Raw genomic sequence first — 16,978 nt, forward strand, 5'->3', positions numbered from 1 at the left:
GCCTCATGTCTTCCGCTCCCGCGCCCACCGAATCCTGGCCCTGGCCGCCGGCCATCCGCGCCAGCGCCGCATGGCACGTTGCCGCCATCGGCGCGGGCGTGCTGGTGCCGGGCGCGTTGCCGTGGGCCGTTGGCGCGATCGTGCTGAACCATGCGCTGATCACCGGCGCCGGTCTCACGCCGCGCAGCAGCCTGCTGGGGCCCAACGTCACGCGGCTGCCCGAGGCCGCTGCCGCGCGTCGCGAAGTGGCGATCACCATCGACGACGGCCCCGAGCCCGAAGTCACGCCGCGCGTGCTCGACCTGCTCGATGCGCACGGCCAGCGCGCCACCTTCTTCTGCATCGCCGAGCGCGTCTTGGCCCAGCCCGCGCTGGCGCGCGAGATCGTCGCGCGTGGCCACAGCATCCAGAACCACACGGCGCGGCACCGACACAACTTCTCCTTTCTCGGGCCGCGCGGTTTCGCCGCCGAGATCGCGCGGGCGCAGGACATCCTGAGCGACGTCACCGGCCAGCGCCCGACCTGTTTCCGCGCTCCGGCGGGGCTGCGCAACCCGTTCCTCGAACCCGTGCTGCACCGCCTGGGCCTCTCGCTCGTGAGCTGGACGCGGCGCGGCTTCGACACCCGCGAAGGCGACGCCGTCAAGGTGATGGCGCGCCTGAGCCGCAACCTGCAGGCGCGCGACATCCTGTTGCTGCACGACGGCAACGCCGCGCGCACCGCCGCGGGACAACCTGTTTTGCTGGAGGTATTGCCCTTGTTGCTCGAACGTCTGCGCGTCGATGGATTGCGCTCCGTGACCTTGCCGGAAGGAATGAAGCCATGAGCGCGGTAATGTCGCCCTCGTCGTCGACCGAGACCGCATGGCGCGAGCTGCACGAGGCAGCCACCATCCCCTACAAGAAGGGCGGCAGCTTCGCCTGGCACTTCGCACGCGGCAAGCTGGGGCGCGATCCGGTGTTCCGGGGGCTGCTCGAACGCGGCCTGATCGGCGCGCAGCATCGCCGCGTGGTCGACATCGGCTGCGGCCAGGGCCTCTTCGCCAGCCTGCTGGCCTCGATGAGCGCGATGCAGAAGCAGGGCCGCTGGCCGTCGTCGTGGCTCGCCACGCCCGAAGGCGCCGACTACACCGGCATCGAGCTCATGCCCAAGGACGTGGCGCGCGCGGAGGCTTCCATCGGCCACCTGCAGCCGGCTCCCAGGCTGGTCTGCGCCGACATGTGCACGGCCGCGTTGCCTGACTGCGATCTCGTCGTGATCCTCGACGTGCTGCACTACGTCGACCTCGAGGCGCAGGAAGGCGTGCTGCGGCGTGTGCGCGACGCACTGCGCAACGGCGGCAACCCGCAGGCGCGGCTGCTGCTGCGCGTGGGCGATGCCTCGAGCCGGCGCGGCTTCGCGATCAGCCAGTGGGTCGACCGCACGGTCACGCGCATCCGCGGCCACAAGGTCTCGCCGACCTGGGGCCGGCCACTGGCCGAGTGGACGGCGCTGTTGCAGCGACTCGGCTTCCGGGTGCAGAGCATTCCGATGAGCGAGGGCACCCCCTTCGCCAACGTGCTGCTGGTGGCCGACCTGGAGCCGGCCGCTTGACCGCGCCGCAGACGCTCGACCGCGCGGGCATCGCCCGGCGCATTCCGCACAGCGGCAGCATGTGCCTGCTGGAACGGCTCGAAGGCTGGGACGCCGACACCATCCGCTGCAGCACCACGACCCACGCGCAGGCCGACAACCCGCTGCGCACCGAAAGCGGCCTGCTGGCCCCGAACGCCATCGAGTACGCCGCACAGGCCATGGCGCTGCACGGCGGTCTGCTGGCGGAAGAGGGCAGCGCTCCTTCGGCCGGTTTCCTCGCGAGCGCGCGCAACGTGAAGCTGGCGGTGGCGCGCCTGGACGACGTGCCCGGCGCCATGCAGGTCGCGGCCCGGCGCCTGTCGGGCGACGACCGGCAGATCCTCTATGAATTCACGGTGAAGGCCGACGACGGCCGCATGCTGGCCGAAGGCCGTGCCGTGGTGGTCCTGAATACCCCGCTGGCAACAGCAGCAGAAAGCACGGCAACGCCATGAGTCTCGAAGGAAAACGCGCGCTGATCACCGGCGCCAGCGGCGCGCTGGGCGCCGCCATGGCCGAACGCCTGGCGCGTGACGGCGCCACGGTGCTGCTGCATGCCAATTCGCGTCCCGAGGCGGTCGAGCAGCTGGCGGCGTCGATCACGGCCGCGGGCGGCAAGGCCGAATGCCATGTGTTCGACCTGTGCAGCGACGAGGCTGCCGCGGCGGCATGCGCGCGCATCCTCGAAGGAGGGCCGGTGCAGATCCTCGTCAACAACGCGGGCGTGCACGACGACGCCGTGCTGCCCGGCATGCGCGCCGAGCAGTGGCACAAGGTGATCGACGTGTCGCTCAACGGCTTCTTTCGCGTCACGCAGCCTCTGCTGCTGCCGATGATGCGCACGCGGTGGGGGCGCGTCCTGAACATCTCGTCGGTGGCCGCGATCGCAGGCAACCGGGGGCAGGTCAACTACGCCGCGGCCAAGGGTGCATTGAACAGCGCGACCAAGGCGCTGTCGCTCGAAGTGGCTTCCCGAGGCGTGACGGTGAATGCGATCGCGCCGGGGATCATCTCGTCGCCGATGGCGGATGCGGTGTTCGACCCCGCGGTCATCAACCAGATGGTGCCGGTGAAGCGGGCCGGTACGCCGCAGGAGGTGGCCGCGCTGGCTTCGTTCCTCGCGAGCGAGGAAGCCGGCTACATCACGGGGCAGGTGATCTCGATCAACGGCGGGATGATCTGATCGGTTTTCGGGCGCGGTGCCGGATGGCACCCGAAGCTGGCTACTGCGGCTTGATCTCTCCGGTCTGCTTCCACTTGGTGATCCGCGTCATGTGGTATTGGAGGTAGAGCATGCTGAAGAAGAAGGTCATGACCCCGGAGAGCGTCAGCCCGATCGATTCGACATTGTTGTAGTGATCGATCATCGAGCGCCTCATCGAGTAGTACCCGCAAAAGAAGAGCACGTACGACAGGGCCTGAAGCAGGAGATCAAGCCCCGGAGCGTTCGAAAGGACCGAGGCGGCTTCCAGCACGCTCCCGACGATAGCCAGAGCCACGGAGCCGATCAGGTACAGGGTGGCATTGGATTGAGGGTCGATGCTGCGGCGCACCCACATGGACTGGAAGAACTGCCAGACAACGGCAAAGATGCCGAAGGTCAATACCGTGAACAACAGGACCAGCGCCCAATGCAGTTTGGGTGGCAGATCCTGCTGCGGCACCACGGTCTGCTGTCCGTAGGAGGACGGCGGCGCGGCGTAGCCCGGCACGGGGGATACCTGTTGCGGCGGCAAGGGAGGCGGCGAGACCACCGGGGGCGCACCAGGCTGCGTCGCCCGCTCGCCGAACATCTGCAGGGCCGTCTGCCATTCGGCCATTCCGTTGCGCCAGACCAGGTCCGTCACGGCGATGTTGCCCCGGGCGTAGAGTGCCCTGGCCTCGCTCTCTTCGTAGGGGCCGAAGGCCTGGCCGTTTCGGTTGACGTGGATGTCCAAGGCGAATCTCCCTCTTTCTGTTTCTTGGGGACGTCGGGCCAGGTCGAGTGCGCCCAGCCTCGACCGACCGGATGAAGGCTCAAAGGGGCAGCGTATCGAAGGCCGCGTAGGCCGTAGCCAGCCACGACTTCACGCGCTGGCGCTCCAGCAGGCCCAGCGCATGCGGCCCGTCGCGGTCGTTCACGGCCTTCCAGAAGCTGGTGTTCTGCGCGTCGATCTTGCGCATGCTCGCGTCGTGCAGGCGGGGCAGGGCGATAACGCGGGCGCCGTTGGCCGTGGCCTTCGCGAGCGACTGCGAACCCAGCAGCATGCCGAAGTCGCTGCCGCGTCCGTAGTTCTGCACCACGATGTAGTTGGGCCGGTTGCCGAAGGTGTCGATCAGCGTGCCGAGCAGGTCGGTCGAGTCCTTGCCGTCGTCCAGCACGTGCCAGAAGTTGACGGTGACGCCGATCTCGGCGAACACGTCGAACAGGTCGGATTCCTTGATCCAGCGCGCCAGCGGCGCCAGCGTCTGCGCCGCGAGGTCGACGATCACACTCTGCTGCGGATTGGTCTCGAAGCCGTTGACGACCGTGTCCAGCCCTTCGAAGCTGTCGACCACCACCGGCGAGGCGAAGCCTTCGTAGAAGCGGGTGAACGAACTGTGCGAGCGGTCGGTGTCGAAGCCCGTGAAGGGCCGGCTGTGGTCGATGAAGTACTGCGCCAGCACGCGCGCGGTGACCGACTTGCCTACACCGCCTTTTTCGCCGCCGATGAAATTGATGGAGCTCATGAGTTGCTGCAGCCTCGAATGGGTTGAGGAGAGGGGGAGGGCGGGATCATTCTAGGGGGCCGTCTTGCGCAGGCTCACTTGGGAACCAGCGTGAAAAGCGGCATGACCACGCCCATCACCCAGTTCTGCCCGAAGTCGAGCGCCGCCCGGCGGTACTTCTCGTCGGCCTGGGCGGCCAGCAGGTCGAGCCGCGCCACCACCTTCGACAGCTCCCGGTCGGCCACGAGGTTGCGGCCGCGGTCGCTGATCTCGGTGGCCAGCAGCAGCGGCTGGCCGTCGGGGCCGGTCTTGGAGGTGATGAGCCACAGCGAGATCTCGAAGTTGCGTGCGGCGCGGTAGCTGTTCTCGGCGTTGACGCCGTCGAGCATGGTCTGGTCCCAGGTGTCGCCGTTGGCCTGCTTGAGCATGGTGGCCCAGCCGTACACCAGCGCCGCCACCCGGTCGCCCTGGTAGCCCTGCGGGGTGCTGTCGAAGGCCATGCGGATGGCGTCGATGCCGCTCGCGCCTTTCAGCTCGGGCAGGGGCGGGCCCTTGAGCACCGCGTCCCAGGAACGTTGGATGGCTTCGTCCATGCTGGCCGCAGACTTTCGCCACTCGCGCGGGTTGCGCTTGTAGAGCGTGCTCTGCACGCGGCGCACCGACTGCAGGTTGTCCCGCAGCGACAGGTTGGCGATGCGGTTGGCGCCGGACTGCAGCCATTCCTGGTTGGTGTAGGGCTCGGCGCGCTGGGTGTCGCGCATCGACGAACAGCCTGCGGTGACCAGCAGGGCGGCCATGCCCGCCAGGAGGCAGGCCCATCGTGCGGCGAGGGGTGAAACCAGGGAATCGTGCATGCCCTGACGTTATCATCCACGGCTGGGGCGGCGGCCTGCTGCAAGCTGCGGGCCCGTGCAATTTTCCTTACAAATCAATACCTTGGCGGTACAGCCAAGGCAGGCCGACAAGTCGTGCGTCTTAATTCCATCAAGCTATCGGGCTTCAAGTCGTTCGCCGAACCCACCAACTTCATGCTGCCGGGCCAACTGGTGGGCGTTGTCGGGCCCAACGGTTGCGGCAAGTCGAACATCATGGATGCCGTGCGCTGGGTGCTCGGCGAGTCGCGCGCCTCGGAGCTTCGCGGCGAATCGATGCAGGACGTGATCTTCAACGGCACGACCACCCGCAAGCAGGCCAGCCGTTCGAGCGTTGAACTGGTGTTCGACAACGCCGACCACCGGGCCGGCGGCCAATGGAACCAGTTCGGCGAAATCGCGGTGCGCCGAGTGCTCACCCGCGACGGCACCAGCAGCTACTACATCAACAACCAGCCTGTGCGTCGCCGCGACGTGCAGGACGTGTTCCTGGGCACCGGCCTCGGCCCTCGCGCTTACGCCATCATCGGCCAGGGCACGATCAGCCGGATCATCGAATCCAAGCCCGAGGAACTGCGCCTCTTCCTCGAGGAGGCCGCGGGTGTTTCCAAGTACAAGGAACGTCGCCGCGAGACCGAGAACCGCCTGGGCGACACGCGCGAGAACCTCACGCGGGTCGAGGACATCCTTCGCGAACTCAACGCCAACCTCGAAAAGCTCGAGAAGCAGGCCGAGGTGGCCGCGCGCTACAACGCCCTGCAGGGCGACGCCACGAAGAAGCAGCACCAGCTGTGGTTCCTGAAGCGCGGCGAGAGCAACGCCGACCAGGCGAAGATCAAGGCCGATTCAGAGCGTGCCATCAACGACCTCGAATCGCGTACGGCCGACCTGCGCCACATCGAGGCCGAGCTCGAAACCGTGCGCCAGGCGCACTACGGAGCGGGCGACCAGGTCAACCAGGCTCAGGGCAAGCTCTACGAGGCCAGCGCCGAAGTCGGCCGGCTCGAGGGCGAGATCCGCTTCGTGGTCGAAGGCCGCCAGCGTGTCGAGCAGCGTCTCGTCCAGCTGCGCGAGCAGATGGGCCAGTGGGGCCGCCGCCGCGAGGAAGCCGAAGCCGAGATCGAGACCCTGGCCGGCGCGGGCGTGGATGCGGAAGAGCAGGCCATCATGCTGGCCGCCCAGCTCGAGGAGCACGACGCGCGCATGCCCGATCTCGAAGAGGCGGTGCAGCGTGCGCAGGACGAGGCCAATGCCCAGCGCACGACCGTGTCGCAGGTGCAGCAGCAGATCCAGGTGCTGGCCGCCGACCAGCGCAACATCGAGGAACAGAGCCGCCAGCTCACCATGCGCAGCGAACGCCTGCGCGCCGACCAGAACGCCCTGGCCGCGCCCGACGAAGCCCGCCTGCTCGAAATGCAGGAGCAGCACGCGATGGCGCAGGAGGCCGCGAGCGAATCCGACGCACGACTGCAGGAGCTGCAGGAGGCCGTGCCGCAACTCGACGACGACCGCCGCGCGAAGCAGCTGGCCGTCAACACTGAGGGTGCGCGTCATGCCGAGTTCTCGGCCCGCCTCGAAGCGCTGCGCGCGCTGCAGGAAAAGGTCAAGACCGACGGCAAGCTGGCTCCCTGGCTCGCCAAGCACGGCCTCGACGGCCTGCAGGGCCTGTGGAGCCGCATCCACATCGAGCAGGGCTGGGAAAACGCCCTTGAGGCCGCGCTGCGCGAGCGCCTGGGCGCGCTCGAAGTCAGCCGGCTGGAGATGGTGCGCGCCTTCGGCAACGATGCGCCGCCCGCCAAGCTGGCCTTCTACAGCCCGCCGGCCGCCGGCGCGCCCGAAGGCTCGGCCGCGCTGCCGCGCCTGTCGAGCCTGCTGCGGCTGAACGACGCGGGGCAGCAGGCCCTGCTGAACGACTGGCTGCACGGCTGCTACACCGCCGCGAGCTTCGAGGAGGCGCTGGGCCAGCGCGGCTCGCTGCAGCCCGGCGAGGTCATCTACGTGCAGAGCGGCCATGCCGTGTCCGCGCACAGCGTCAACTTCTACGCGCCCGATTCCGAGCAGGCCGGCCTGCTGGCCCGCCAGCAGGAAATGGAAAACCTGGAGCGCCAGCTGCGCGCCCAGACGCTCATCACCGAAGAAGCGCGCACCGCGCTGGTCCGTGCCGAAGCTGCCTATGCGGATGCGGCTTCGCGCCTCGTCACCGCCCGGCGCGAAGCCGCCGAAACCCAGTCGCGCGCGCACGAACTGCAGGTCGAGACCCTGCGCATGACGCAGCTCGCCGAGCAGACCCGTGCCCGCAGCCAGCAGCTGGCCGCCGACCTCGGCGAAGTCGACGCGCAACTCGAGGAACTGCAGGAGAGGCGCATCGCCGCCGAAGGCCGCTTCGAGGAACTCGACATGCAGCTGGCCGACAGCCAGGAGCGCCACGCCGAACTCGACGAGCGCGTGATCGAGGCCGGCCGCGCGCTGGCCGCGAGCCGCGAGCAGCACCGCAGCCTCGAACGGCAGGCGCAGGAGGCCACCTTCTCGCAGCGTACGCTCGAAGCGCGCCGCGCCGAACTCAACCGCTCCATCGAAACCTCGGCCCAGCAGACCGTGGCGCTGACCGACGAAGACGAGCGCGCGCGCGCCGAGCTGAGCCGCCTGTCCGACGCTGCCGCGCAGGCCGGCCTGCAAGACGCGCTGTCGCTCAAGCTCGAGCGCGAGGCCGCGCTGGGCTCGGCCCGCAGCCAGTACGACGACCTCACGCTCAAGCTGCGTGCCAGCGACGAGCGCCGTCTGCAGCTCGAGCGCGAGCTCGACCCGCTGCGCCAGCGCATCACCGAGTTCCAGCTCAAGGAGCAGGCCGCGCGCCTGGGTGTCGAGCAGTATCAGCAGCTGCTGGACGATGCCGGCGCCGACCTCGAGGCCGTCGAGCAGTCGATCGAGAACGACAAGGTGAAGCTCACCGGGCTGCAGAGCGAAATCGACCGCCTCAATCGCGAGGTGGTAGCGCTGGGCGCGGTGAACCTGGCGGCGCTGGACGAACTCGCCATCGCGAGCGAGCGCAAGACCTTCCTCGACGCCCAGTCGGCCGACCTGAACGAAGCCATCGGCACGCTGGAAGACGCCATCCGCAAGATCGACGCCGAGACGCGCGACCTGCTCGGCGGCACCTTCAAGATCGTCAACGAGCACTTCAGCCGGATGTTCCCGGAGCTGTTCGGCGGCGGCAATGCCAAGCTCATGATGACCGGCGACGAGATCCTCGACTCCGGCGTGCAGGTGATGGCGCAGCCCCCGGGCAAGAAGAACCAGACCATCCACCTGCTGTCGGGCGGCGAGAAGGCGCTCACGGCCATCGCGCTCGTGTTCGCCATCTTCCAGCTGAACCCGGCGCCTTTCTGTTTGCTCGACGAAGTTGACGCGCCTCTGGACGACGCCAACACCGAGCGCTATGCCAAACTCGTCTCCGCCATGAGCCGTGAAACCCAGTTCCTCTTCATCAGCCACAACAAGATCGCCATGGAAATGGCCGAACAGCTGATCGGCGTGACGATGCAGGAGCAGGGCGTGTCGCGCATCGTGGCGGTCGACATGGAGTCGGCGGTCTCGATGGTCGAAGCCGCATAAGCCGGGCGGCAACGATCCATGAGCAATCTCACACTCGCCCTGGCAATCTTCGGCGGTCTCGTTCTTGCGGCCGTCGTCGGCTACGAGGCCATGATGTCGCGCCGCAATGCACCGCGGCAACCCGACGCGGTCGACGTCGCGCTCGACGAGGCCGAACGCGCATTGGCAGCGGGCGGCGATGACGTGGAGCCGGTGCTCCATGCCGATCCGAACAAGGTACAGGGCTCCGACCGGCACGAGCCGCTCTTCGACCCCGACCTCCCGGCGCCCAGCGGCGTGCCCGTGCCCACGGCCGAGCGCCGCGGCGGGCTCGATCCGCTGATCGACGTGATCGCACCGATCTCGCTCGACGGCCTGGCCTCGGGCGATGCCGCCATCGCTGCCATGCCGTCGACGCGCCGTGCCGGCAGCAAGCCGGTGGCCATCGAGGGCCTGAACGAACACACGGGCCAGTGGGAGTCTCCCGTGCCGGGGCAGCGCTACAGCGCCTTCCAGGTCGGCGTTCAGCTGGCCAACCGCACGGGTGCGCTCAACGAGATCGAGTACTCCGAGTTCGTGGTCAAGGCCCAGGCCTTTGCCGACGCGGTCAACGGTGCTCCCGAATTCCCCGAGATGCTCGACGAAGTGGCCCGCGCCCGCGAGCTCGACCAGTTCGCCAGCGCGCATGATGCGCAGCTGAGCTTCGTGCTGCGCGCGCTGCATGCGGCCTGGAGCCCGGGCTACGTGCAGCAGAACGCCGCGCGGCTCGGCTTCGTGGCCGGCATCATCCCGGGGCGCATGGTCCTGCCGACCAGCGAAGCCGGCCTGCCGCCGGTGCTCGGGCTGGCCTTCGACACGCAGGCCGCGCTAGCCGACGATCCGGCCCAGTCGGCCATCCGTGAACTCAGCCTGAGCCTGGATGTGCCGCAGGTCGATCGCGCGGAGGAGCCCTTCCGCCGCATGCGCGAAGCCGCGGCCACGCTGGCGCGCGAGATGGACGGCGTGGTCACCGACAGCGACGGCCAGCTGCTGCGCGACGGGACGATGGACGCCATCGGCGCCGACCTCGAACAGCTCTACGACACGCTCGACGGGCGCGACCTTGCGGCGGGCTCCCCGCTGGCTCGGCGGCTCTTCAGCTGACAACTCCGATTCTTCTTCGGGAGACACCCATGACGACGCGCGACGAAGCCGCACGCGAAGCCGCCGCACTGAGCGAACAGCTCCACAGGCACGCCCATCTCTACTACGTGCTCGACACGCCCGAACTGCCGGACGCCGAGTACGACAAGCTGTTCCAGCGCCTGCAGGCCATCGAGAACGAGTTTCCCGAGCTGCGCACTGCCGACTCGCCCACGCAGCGCGTGGGCGGCAAGGTGCTCGACGGCTTCGTCAAGGTGCGCCACAAGGTGCCGATGCTGTCGATCCGCACCGAGACCGACATCACGCCCGGCGGCGCGAGCGCCTTCGATGCGCGCGTGCGCCGGGAGCTCGGCCTGGCCGAGGACGGACCGCAGGTCAGCTACGTCTGCGAGCTGAAGTTCGACGGCCTGGCCATGAACCTGCGCTACGAGAACGGCGTGCTGGTGCAGGCCGCGACGCGCGGCGACGGCGAGGTGGGCGAGGAGGTCACGCAGAACATCCGCACGGTGCGCGAGATTCCGTTGAGGCTCAACGGCAAGGCGCCGCCCGTGGTCGAGGTACGCGGCGAGGTCTACATGAAGCGCGCCGATTTCGACGCGCTCAACGAGCGCCAGCGGCAGAAGATCGCGGACGGGCAGAAGAACGAGAAGGTGTTCGTCAATCCGCGCAACGCGGCTGCCGGCGCCGTGCGCCAGCTCGATCCGGCGATTGCCGCGGCGCGGCCGCTGAGCTTCTTTGCCTACGGGCTGGGCGAGGTCACGCCGATGGCCGAGGGCGGGCCCGACTGGCCCACGCAGTTCGACTGGCTGCAGCAGTTCCACGAATGGGGATTTCCGGTGGCCACGCAGACGGCCCGGGCGACCGGCGCTATCGAACTCATAGCATTTCACGAGAACATCGGCCGCCAGCGCGATGCCTTGCCCTATGACATCGACGGCGTGGTCTACAAGGTCGACAGCATCGAGCTGCAGCGGCAGCTGGGCTTCGTCTCGCGCGAGCCGCGCTGGGCCGTGGCGCACAAGTACCCGGCGCAGGAGCAGCTGACCGAGGTGGTCGGCATCGAGATCCAGGTCGGCCGCACCGGCAAGCTCACGCCCGTGGCCAAGCTGGCGCCGGTGTTCGTCGGCGGCGTGACGGTGACCAACGCCACGCTGCACAACGAGGATGAGGCGCGTCGCAAGGACGTTCGCGTGGGCGACACGGTGATCGTGCGCCGCGCGGGGGACGTGATTCCCGAGGTGGTGGGTGTGGCGCCGGACAGCCTGGCCAAGCCCGAGGATCAGCGTGGCGAGGTCTTCACGATGCCTCACAAGTGCCCCGTGTGCGGCTCGGAGGCCGTGCGCGAGGAGGGCGAGGTCGACTACCGCTGCACCGGCGGCCTGTTCTGCGCGGCGCAGCGCAAGGAGGCCATCCTCCACTTCGCGGCACGACGCGCCGTGGATGTCGACGGGCTGGGCGACAAGCTGGTCGAGCAGCTCGTCGATTCGAACCTGATCCGCACCTTGCCCGATCTGTACAAGCTGGGCTTCACCACGCTGGCGGGGCTGGATCGCATGGCGGAGAAGTCGGCGAAGAACCTCGTCGACGCGCTGGAAGCCTCGAAGAAGACCACGCTGCCGCGCTTCTTGTTCGGACTGGGCATACGCCATGTGGGCGAGAGCACAGCAAAAGACCTGGCCAAGCACTTCGGCAAGCTGGACTCGATCATGGATGCGCCCGAGGAGCAGCTGCTCGAGGTGAACGACGTCGGCCCGGTGGTGGCGCAGAGCCTGCGCACCTTCTTCGACCAGCCGCACAACCGCGAGGTGGTCGAGCAACTGCGCGCCTGCGGCCTGACCTGGGAAGAGGGCGAGCCGGCGGCCAGGGCACCGAAGCCGCTGGCGGGCCTGACCTTCGTCATCACCGGTACCCTTCCTACGCTGAGCCGCGATGAAGCGAAGGATAAATTGGAGGCGGCCGGTGCGAAGGTATCCGGCTCGGTCAGCAAGAAGACCCATTACCTCGTGGCCGGCGAAGAGGCCGGGAGCAAGCTCGACAAGGCGCGGGAAAACGGCGTCGAGATCATCGACGAGGCGCGTATGCTGGAGATCCTCGCCAACGGCGTTCCGGCGGCCTGAACGGGGCGCAGTCGGCAAAAGCGGCAGCCGGGCCTCTTTACCGGCCGTTACGCGACTTCATCGGAGCGCAGTCAACAGGGTCTAAAACCTGGCGTTGAAAGCTAACTGAAGGCCACAAGGAGAGTCCCTCATGAAAAAAATTCGAGTTCTCGGTGCCTGCGCGGCAGCAGGCGGCGTCGTGCTGCTGAGCGGCTGTGTGGGCGTACCCGCCGATCCCTACTATGGCGGGGGCTATTCGTCGGGGCCTTACTACAGCGAGCCGGCACCGGTGGTCGTGCCCGCGCCGGTCTACATCAACGGCGGTGGTTACTACGAGCGGCGTCCGCGCTACTACGACAGGCCCTACTACGACCGTCCGGCTTATCCGGTTCGTCCGCCCCCGCCGGCCTGGGGCGGTGGAGGTCGACCCGTGCCGCCGGTCGCAATGCCGCATCGCCCACCGATTGCCGGGGGGCCTGGCTCGATGCCGGCGCCGCCGCGCGGCGACGCACGCCTGATGACTTCGCCCGACTCCAAGACCCAGAGCCCTCCCTGATTCCCTTCGAGGAGTGGAGAGCCGAGGCCGTCGCGATAATCCCGCCATGGCCATCCGCGAAATCCTGAAAATGGGCGACCCACGGCTGCTGCGCATCGCGCAGCCGGTCGCCGCCTTCGACACCGACGAACTACACCTGCTGGTGCGCGACATGTTCGAGACCATGCATGCGGTCAACGGCGCCGGCCTTGCCGCGCCGCAGATCGGTGTCGACCAGCAACTGGTGATCTTCGGCACCGATGTCGTGAACCCCCGCTATCCAGACGCGCCGCCGGTGCCGCGCACCGTGCTGCTGAACCCCGTCATCACGCCGCTGAACGACGAGGAAGAGGAGGGGTGGGAAGGCTGCCTGTCGGTGCCGGGCCTGCGTGGCGTGGTGCCGCGCTTCGCCAACATCCGCTATACCGGCTTCGATCCGTATGGCGACCCGATCGACCGGGTCGCCACCGGCTTCCATGCACGCGTGGTGCAGCATGAGGTAGACCATCTCCTGGGCAGGCTCTACCCGATGAGAGTGCGCGATTTCTCGCGCTTCGGCTACACCGAGGTCCTGTTCCCGGGCCTCGATGCGGCCGACGACGACTGAGCCCGGTCAGTTGTACTTGCTGCTGAGCGAGAAGCGGCCGCCGCCCATGAAGGCGAGGCCCAGCGCCGCGAACAGGAACATGCCCTGCAGTTCCAGCGCCCAGCCTCCTTGCTTGCCGAGCGCGCCCAGTTCCTTCGTGTGGACCAGGGCGATGGCCACCAGCATGTTGATGGCCACGATCCACGCGGCAGGGCGCGTGTACAGCCCGATGATCAGCAGCACGGGCGCCACCACTTCCCCGATGTAGACCAGGTAGGCCAGCGCTCCCGGCAGGCCGTGTTGGGCCAGCATGCCCGAGATGAAGCCGACGCCGCCTTGCAGCTTGGCGATGCCATGCAGCAGGATCAGCACGCCAAGCGAAACGCGCAGGATGAACTTGCCGGTGTCGTCGGATTTGACCATTGTGTGGATTCCCATTGAGTGGTTATTGAGGGCCGTATGGTAGTGAACCCGGGGCGCATCGATCCAGCCCGTACCCGCATATCGCGGCGCATATGCATCCAACCCGGAGTTCTTTGGCAGAGTCCGGCGTCGGCCCGTACACTGCCTTTTGCTTACCGTTGTTGAGGAGAACACCAATGATGAACAAAACCTTCCGGCCGGCGTTGCTCGCGGGCGCCTGCCTCGCCGCCCTGGCCTTTGCCGCTCCGGCCTTCGCCGGCAAGACGCTCGATGCGGTCAAGCAGCGCGGCACCGTCAAGTGCGGCGTGACCAACGGCGTGGCCGGCTTTTCGGCACCCGATACGCAGGGCAACTGGTCCGGCCTCGACGTCGACACCTGCCGTGCCATCGCGGCGGCCGTGCTCGGCGACGGCAAGAAGGTCGACTTCGTGCCGCTCAACTCGCAGCAGCGCTTCTCGGCCCTGCAGGCCGGCGAGATCGACATCCTCGCGCGCAACACCACCTGGACGCTCACGCGCGACGCTTCGCTGGGCTTCAACTTCACCACCATCACCTACTACGACGGCCAGGGCTTCCTGGTGCCCAAGAAGCTCAAGGTGACGAGCGCCAAGCAGCTCAAGAACGCCACCATCTGCACGCAGTCGGGCACCACCAACGAGAAGAACGTGTCGGACTACTTCCGCGCCCAGGGCATCCCCGTGAAGACGGTGGTGTTCGAGAGCTTCGAGGCCTCGTTCAAGGCCTTCTTCTCGGGTCGCTGCCAGGCCTTCACGACCGACGCCTCGGCGCTGGCCGGCCTGCGCAACAAGGAAGCCTCGAATCCCGACGACTACATCATCCTGCCCGAGCTGATCTCCAAGGAGCCGCTGGCGCCCCTGGTGCGCCGCGGCGACGACGAGTGGTTCGCCATTGCCAAGTGGGTGCCCAACGCGCTCATCGAGGCCGAGGAGTTCGGTGTCACGCAGGCCAACGCCGACGAGCTCAAGGCCGGCAGCAAGGACCCGGCGCAGCAGCGTCTGCTCGGTACCGGTGAAGACCTCGGCAAGCTGCTGGGCCTCGACAAAGACTGGTCGTTCCGCGCCATCAAGGCCGTTGGCAACTACGGCGAGATCTTCGAGCGCAACGTCGGACCGAAGTCGGTGCTCAAGCTGCCGCGCGGCTCCAACAACCTCTGGAGCAAGGGCGGCCTGATCTACGCACCCCCGGTTCGATGAACGGCAGGACCTCGCGCCGCGGGGTCTGGCTGGCATGGGCCGTCCAGGCCCTGCTGGTGCTGGCTGTCTTGGCCGGCGCGGTCTGGGTGGTGCACCACGCGCTCGAGGTGCTGCGCGCGCGCGGCGTCCGCTCGGGTTTCGACTTTCTCACCGAGCCCGCCGGTTTCTCGATCAGCGAAGGCTGGCTCGATTTCGACGCCAGCCAGCCGTTCAGGCGAGCCTTTCTCGCGGGGCTGATCAACACGGTGCGCGCGGCGGTGCCGGCTGCCATCTTCTCGGTGGTGCTGGGCACGCTGATCGGCATCGGCCGGCTCGCGCCGCACGTGCTGCTGCGCGGCATCTGCACCGCGTACGTCGAGCTGGTACGCAACGTGCCGCTGCTGGTGCAACTGCTGATGCTGGCCTTCGCGATGGCCAACCTGCTGCCCGACCCGACCGAGCCGGTGCGGCTGCTTCCGGGCGTGTGGCTCAGCAAGGGCGGGCTCAGCGTGCCGTGGCCCATGATGGGCGAGGGCGGCCTGCACTTCGAGCTTCCCGAGCGCGGTGACTTCGGTGTGAGCGGCGGCGCTTCGCTGAGCCCGGAGTACGTGACCATCGTGGCGGGCCTGAGCCTCTACTCGGCCGCCTTCGTGGCGGAGATCGTGCGCGCGGGCATCCTGTCGGTGCCGCAGGGACAGGTGCTGGCGGGGCAGGCACTGGGCCTGTCGCCGGTGCAGCAGTTGCGCATCGTCGTGCTGCCGCAGGCGCTGCGGGTGATCGTGCCGTCGCTCACCAACCAGCTGCTGAGCCTTACCAAGAATTCGTCGCTGGCGGTGGCCGTGGGCTATCCGGAGCTGGTGTCGGTGGCCAACACCACCATCGGGACGAACGGGCGCGCCTTCGAGTGCATCGCGATCATCATGGCGGTGTACCTGCTGCTGTCGCTGGTGATCTCCTTCGGCATGAACCGCTACAACGCGCGCGTCGCACTGCGGGGCTGGCGATGAGAGGTGCGGTGCGAGGGCAGCCTGTTGAATGGCGCCGCGAACTGTGGGGCTCCCCGCTGCGTTCGCTGGCCACGGTGCTGTTGCTGGTGCTGTTCGTGTGGATCGGGTTCCACGTCGTCGAGTGGGGCATCGTGCACGCGGTGTTCCGACCCGATGCCGAGGCCTGCAGGGCCGTCCAGCATGGCGCGTGCTGGGGCGTGGTGGCGGAGAAATGGCGGCCGATGCTCTTCGGACGCTTCCCGTACGAGGAACAGTGGCGTCCGGCCGTCGCGGTCGTGGTGCTGTCCGCCGTCACGATGCTCAGCGCCTGGCCGCGCAGCTGGCGCTGGTGGCTGATGCCGCTGTGGATCGTCGCTCTGCTGCTTTTCGTGCTGCTGATGCGTGGAGGCGTCCTGGGCCTGAGCCATGTGCCCACGGGGCGCTGGGGCGGCCTGCCGTTGACCATCGGGCTCGCGGTGGTGGGGCTGGCACTGGCCTTTCCGCTGGCCCTGCTGCTGGCGCTGGGGCGCCGGTCGGACTGGCCCGTGGTGCGCACGCTGAGCGCGAGCTACATCGAGCTGGTGCGCGGCGTGCCGCTGATCTCGGTGCTGTTCATGGCCTCGTTCCTGCTGCCGCTGCTGTGGCCTGCCGGCTGGCAGCCCGACGTGCTGGTGCGGGTGCTCACGGGCCTGGCGCTGTTCGTGGCGGCCTACCTTGCGGAAATCATCCGCGGTGGTCTGCAGGCCGTGCCGCGCGGCCAGACCGAAGTGGCCATGGCGCTGGGCTTCGGGCGCTGGCCGGTGCAGCGCGACATCGTGCTGCCGCAGGCACTGCGCCTCGTCGTGCCCGCGCTCACGAACAACGTGGTGGGCACGCTGAAGGACACCTCGCTCGTCACCGTGGTCGGCCTGTTCGAGCTGACCGGAGCGCTGGGACTGGCGCTCGGCGGCGACCCGACGTGGCGGCCGTTCTACCTCGAGGGCTATCTCTTCGTGGCCGCGGTGTACTGGGTGCTGTGCTTCGGGCTCTCGCGCTACAGCGTGTGGCTCGAAAAACGGCTTTCGGCGGCGCCCTGAGCCGGTCGCCGCCCGGCTCCTGTACACTCCGGGCCTTCATGTCGCGCCACAACCTCCACCTCGCATCCAACGCAGCCCTGATGGCTCGCATGATGCCGCCTGCCTCCGCGCAGGCGATGGTTGTTGCTCGAATGATTACCACCATTACCACCGCGGCCACCTGAGCACGCGCAG

General features: G+C 68.1%; 16 protein-coding genes. 12 read left to right on the forward strand and 4 right to left on the reverse strand.

Annotation, left to right across the window (positions count from 1 at the left end; translation table 11 throughout):
• The first annotated feature begins 5 nt into the window (after window positions 1-5).
• Genes EJP69_RS01685 through fabG form a run of 4 tightly spaced genes read left to right on the forward strand, consistent with a single transcriptional unit; the run spans window position 6 to window position 2,798 of the window.
• Window positions 6-827 (forward strand): polysaccharide deacetylase family protein, encoded by an 822-nt coding sequence (locus EJP69_RS01685; RefSeq protein WP_126468508.1) that lies wholly within the window; start codon window positions 6-8, stop codon window positions 825-827.
• Window positions 824-1,594: a class I SAM-dependent methyltransferase gene (locus EJP69_RS01690; protein WP_093306862.1), complete on the forward strand. Its 771-nt coding sequence runs from the start codon at window positions 824-826 to the stop codon at window positions 1,592-1,594. Before EJP69_RS01685 ends, EJP69_RS01690 begins: the two co-directional genes overlap by 4 nt.
• Window positions 1,591-2,070: a hotdog family protein gene (locus EJP69_RS01695; RefSeq protein ID WP_126468509.1), complete on the forward strand. Its 480-nt coding sequence runs from the start codon at window positions 1,591-1,593 to the stop codon at window positions 2,068-2,070. Before EJP69_RS01690 ends, EJP69_RS01695 begins: the two co-directional genes overlap by 4 nt.
• Window positions 2,067-2,798, forward strand: a complete 732-nt coding sequence (fabG, locus tag EJP69_RS01700; protein WP_093306860.1) for a 3-oxoacyl-ACP reductase FabG — start codon at window positions 2,067-2,069, stop codon at window positions 2,796-2,798. Before EJP69_RS01695 ends, fabG begins: the two co-directional genes overlap by 4 nt.
• A gap of 40 nt (window positions 2,799-2,838) precedes the next feature.
• On the opposite strand, the gene EJP69_RS01705 is transcribed toward fabG, so the two are convergent.
• From EJP69_RS01705 to EJP69_RS01715, 3 genes are all read right to left on the reverse strand, one after another.
• Entirely contained in the window at window positions 2,839-3,552 is a 714-nt protein-coding gene (locus EJP69_RS01705) for a DUF4339 domain-containing protein (RefSeq protein WP_170217025.1), read from the reverse strand.
• A gap of 79 nt (window positions 3,553-3,631) precedes the next feature.
• Entirely contained in the window at window positions 3,632-4,324 is a 693-nt protein-coding gene (locus EJP69_RS01710) for a P-loop NTPase family protein (protein ID WP_093306858.1), read from the reverse strand.
• Between the two features lie 74 nt (window positions 4,325-4,398).
• On the reverse strand, window positions 4,399-5,100 hold the full coding sequence (locus tag EJP69_RS01715; protein ID WP_240651999.1) for a hypothetical protein: 702 nt from the start codon (window positions 5,098-5,100) through the stop codon (window positions 4,399-4,401).
• Between the two features lie 171 nt (window positions 5,101-5,271).
• On the opposite strand from EJP69_RS01715, the gene smc reads away from it, so the two are divergent.
• From smc to def, 5 genes are all read left to right on the forward strand, one after another.
• Complete coding sequence (gene smc, locus EJP69_RS01720) at window positions 5,272-8,787, forward strand: chromosome segregation protein SMC (RefSeq protein WP_126468511.1); 3,516 nt, start codon at window positions 5,272-5,274, stop codon at window positions 8,785-8,787.
• A gap of 18 nt (window positions 8,788-8,805) precedes the next feature.
• Window positions 8,806-9,909, forward strand: coding sequence for a cell division protein ZipA C-terminal FtsZ-binding domain-containing protein (locus EJP69_RS01725; RefSeq protein WP_093194994.1), 1,104 nt, complete (start codon window positions 8,806-8,808; stop codon window positions 9,907-9,909).
• 29 nt (window positions 9,910-9,938) lie between these two features.
• Window positions 9,939-12,026 carry an NAD-dependent DNA ligase LigA gene (ligA, locus tag EJP69_RS01730; protein WP_126468512.1) on the forward strand — a complete coding sequence of 696 codons (2,088 nt, stop codon included), beginning with the start codon at window positions 9,939-9,941 and terminating at the stop codon, window positions 12,024-12,026.
• 130 nt (window positions 12,027-12,156) lie between these two features.
• Entirely contained in the window at window positions 12,157-12,561 is a 405-nt protein-coding gene (locus tag EJP69_RS01735) for a hypothetical protein (RefSeq protein WP_126468513.1), read from the forward strand.
• A 46-nt stretch (window positions 12,562-12,607) separates the two neighbouring features.
• Entirely contained in the window at window positions 12,608-13,147 is a 540-nt protein-coding gene (def, locus tag EJP69_RS01740; RefSeq protein WP_126468514.1) for a peptide deformylase, read from the forward strand.
• A 6-nt stretch (window positions 13,148-13,153) separates the two neighbouring features.
• On the opposite strand, the gene EJP69_RS01745 is transcribed toward def, so the two are convergent.
• Window positions 13,154-13,549 (reverse strand): DoxX family protein, encoded by a 396-nt coding sequence (locus tag EJP69_RS01745; protein ID WP_093194997.1) that lies wholly within the window; start codon window positions 13,547-13,549, stop codon window positions 13,154-13,156.
• A 179-nt stretch (window positions 13,550-13,728) separates the two neighbouring features.
• Between EJP69_RS01745 and EJP69_RS01750 the strand changes: the two genes are divergently transcribed.
• From EJP69_RS01750 to EJP69_RS01760, 3 genes are read left to right on the forward strand one after another with little or no spacing between them, the layout of a single operon-like run.
• Window positions 13,729-14,763, forward strand: a complete 1,035-nt coding sequence (locus tag EJP69_RS01750; RefSeq protein ID WP_093195569.1) for an amino acid ABC transporter substrate-binding protein — start codon at window positions 13,729-13,731, stop codon at window positions 14,761-14,763.
• A complete protein-coding gene (locus tag EJP69_RS01755) occupies window positions 14,760-15,749 on the forward strand; it encodes an amino acid ABC transporter permease (RefSeq protein WP_126468515.1) in 990 nt (329 codons plus the stop codon). The genes EJP69_RS01750 and EJP69_RS01755 overlap by 4 nt, the downstream gene beginning before the upstream one ends.
• Window positions 15,746-16,804, forward strand: coding sequence for an amino acid ABC transporter permease (locus EJP69_RS01760; RefSeq protein WP_126468516.1), 1,059 nt, complete (start codon window positions 15,746-15,748; stop codon window positions 16,802-16,804). Before EJP69_RS01755 ends, EJP69_RS01760 begins: the two co-directional genes overlap by 4 nt.
• The last annotated feature ends 174 nt before the right edge of the window (window positions 16,805-16,978 follow it).

This window comes from Variovorax gossypii, assembly GCF_003965815.1.
Lineage (GTDB): Bacteria > Pseudomonadota > Gammaproteobacteria > Burkholderiales > Burkholderiaceae_C > Variovorax > Variovorax gossypii.

What these genes read in the sequence shown, in the direction of transcription:
- EJP69_RS01685 (WP_126468508.1), top strand. Translation starts at nt 6, where the DNA reads ATGTCTTCCGCTCCCGCGCCCACCGAATCCTGGCCCTGGCCGCCGGCC.
- EJP69_RS01690 (WP_093306862.1), top strand. Translation starts at nt 824, where the DNA reads ATGAGCGCGGTAATGTCGCCCTCGTCGTCGACCGAGACCGCATGGCGC.
- fabG (WP_093306860.1), top strand. Translation starts at nt 2,067, where the DNA reads ATGAGTCTCGAAGGAAAACGCGCGCTGATCACCGGCGCCAGCGGCGCG.
- EJP69_RS01710 (WP_093306858.1), bottom strand. Translation starts at nt 4,324, where the DNA reads ATGAGCTCCATCAATTTCATCGGCGGCGAAAAAGGCGGTGTAGGCAAG.
- EJP69_RS01715 (WP_240651999.1), bottom strand. Translation starts at nt 5,100, where the DNA reads ATGGCCGCCCTGCTGGTCACCGCAGGCTGTTCGTCGATGCGCGACACC.
- EJP69_RS01725 (WP_093194994.1), top strand. Translation starts at nt 8,806, where the DNA reads ATGAGCAATCTCACACTCGCCCTGGCAATCTTCGGCGGTCTCGTTCTT.
- ligA (WP_126468512.1), top strand. Translation starts at nt 9,939, where the DNA reads ATGACGACGCGCGACGAAGCCGCACGCGAAGCCGCCGCACTGAGCGAA.
- EJP69_RS01735 (WP_126468513.1), top strand. Translation starts at nt 12,157, where the DNA reads ATGAAAAAAATTCGAGTTCTCGGTGCCTGCGCGGCAGCAGGCGGCGTC.
- def (WP_126468514.1), top strand. Translation starts at nt 12,608, where the DNA reads ATGGCCATCCGCGAAATCCTGAAAATGGGCGACCCACGGCTGCTGCGC.
- EJP69_RS01745 (WP_093194997.1), bottom strand. Translation starts at nt 13,549, where the DNA reads ATGGTCAAATCCGACGACACCGGCAAGTTCATCCTGCGCGTTTCGCTT.
- EJP69_RS01750 (WP_093195569.1), top strand. Translation starts at nt 13,729, where the DNA reads ATGAACAAAACCTTCCGGCCGGCGTTGCTCGCGGGCGCCTGCCTCGCC.
- EJP69_RS01755 (WP_126468515.1), top strand. Translation starts at nt 14,760, where the DNA reads ATGAACGGCAGGACCTCGCGCCGCGGGGTCTGGCTGGCATGGGCCGTC.
- EJP69_RS01760 (WP_126468516.1), top strand. Translation starts at nt 15,746, where the DNA reads ATGAGAGGTGCGGTGCGAGGGCAGCCTGTTGAATGGCGCCGCGAACTG.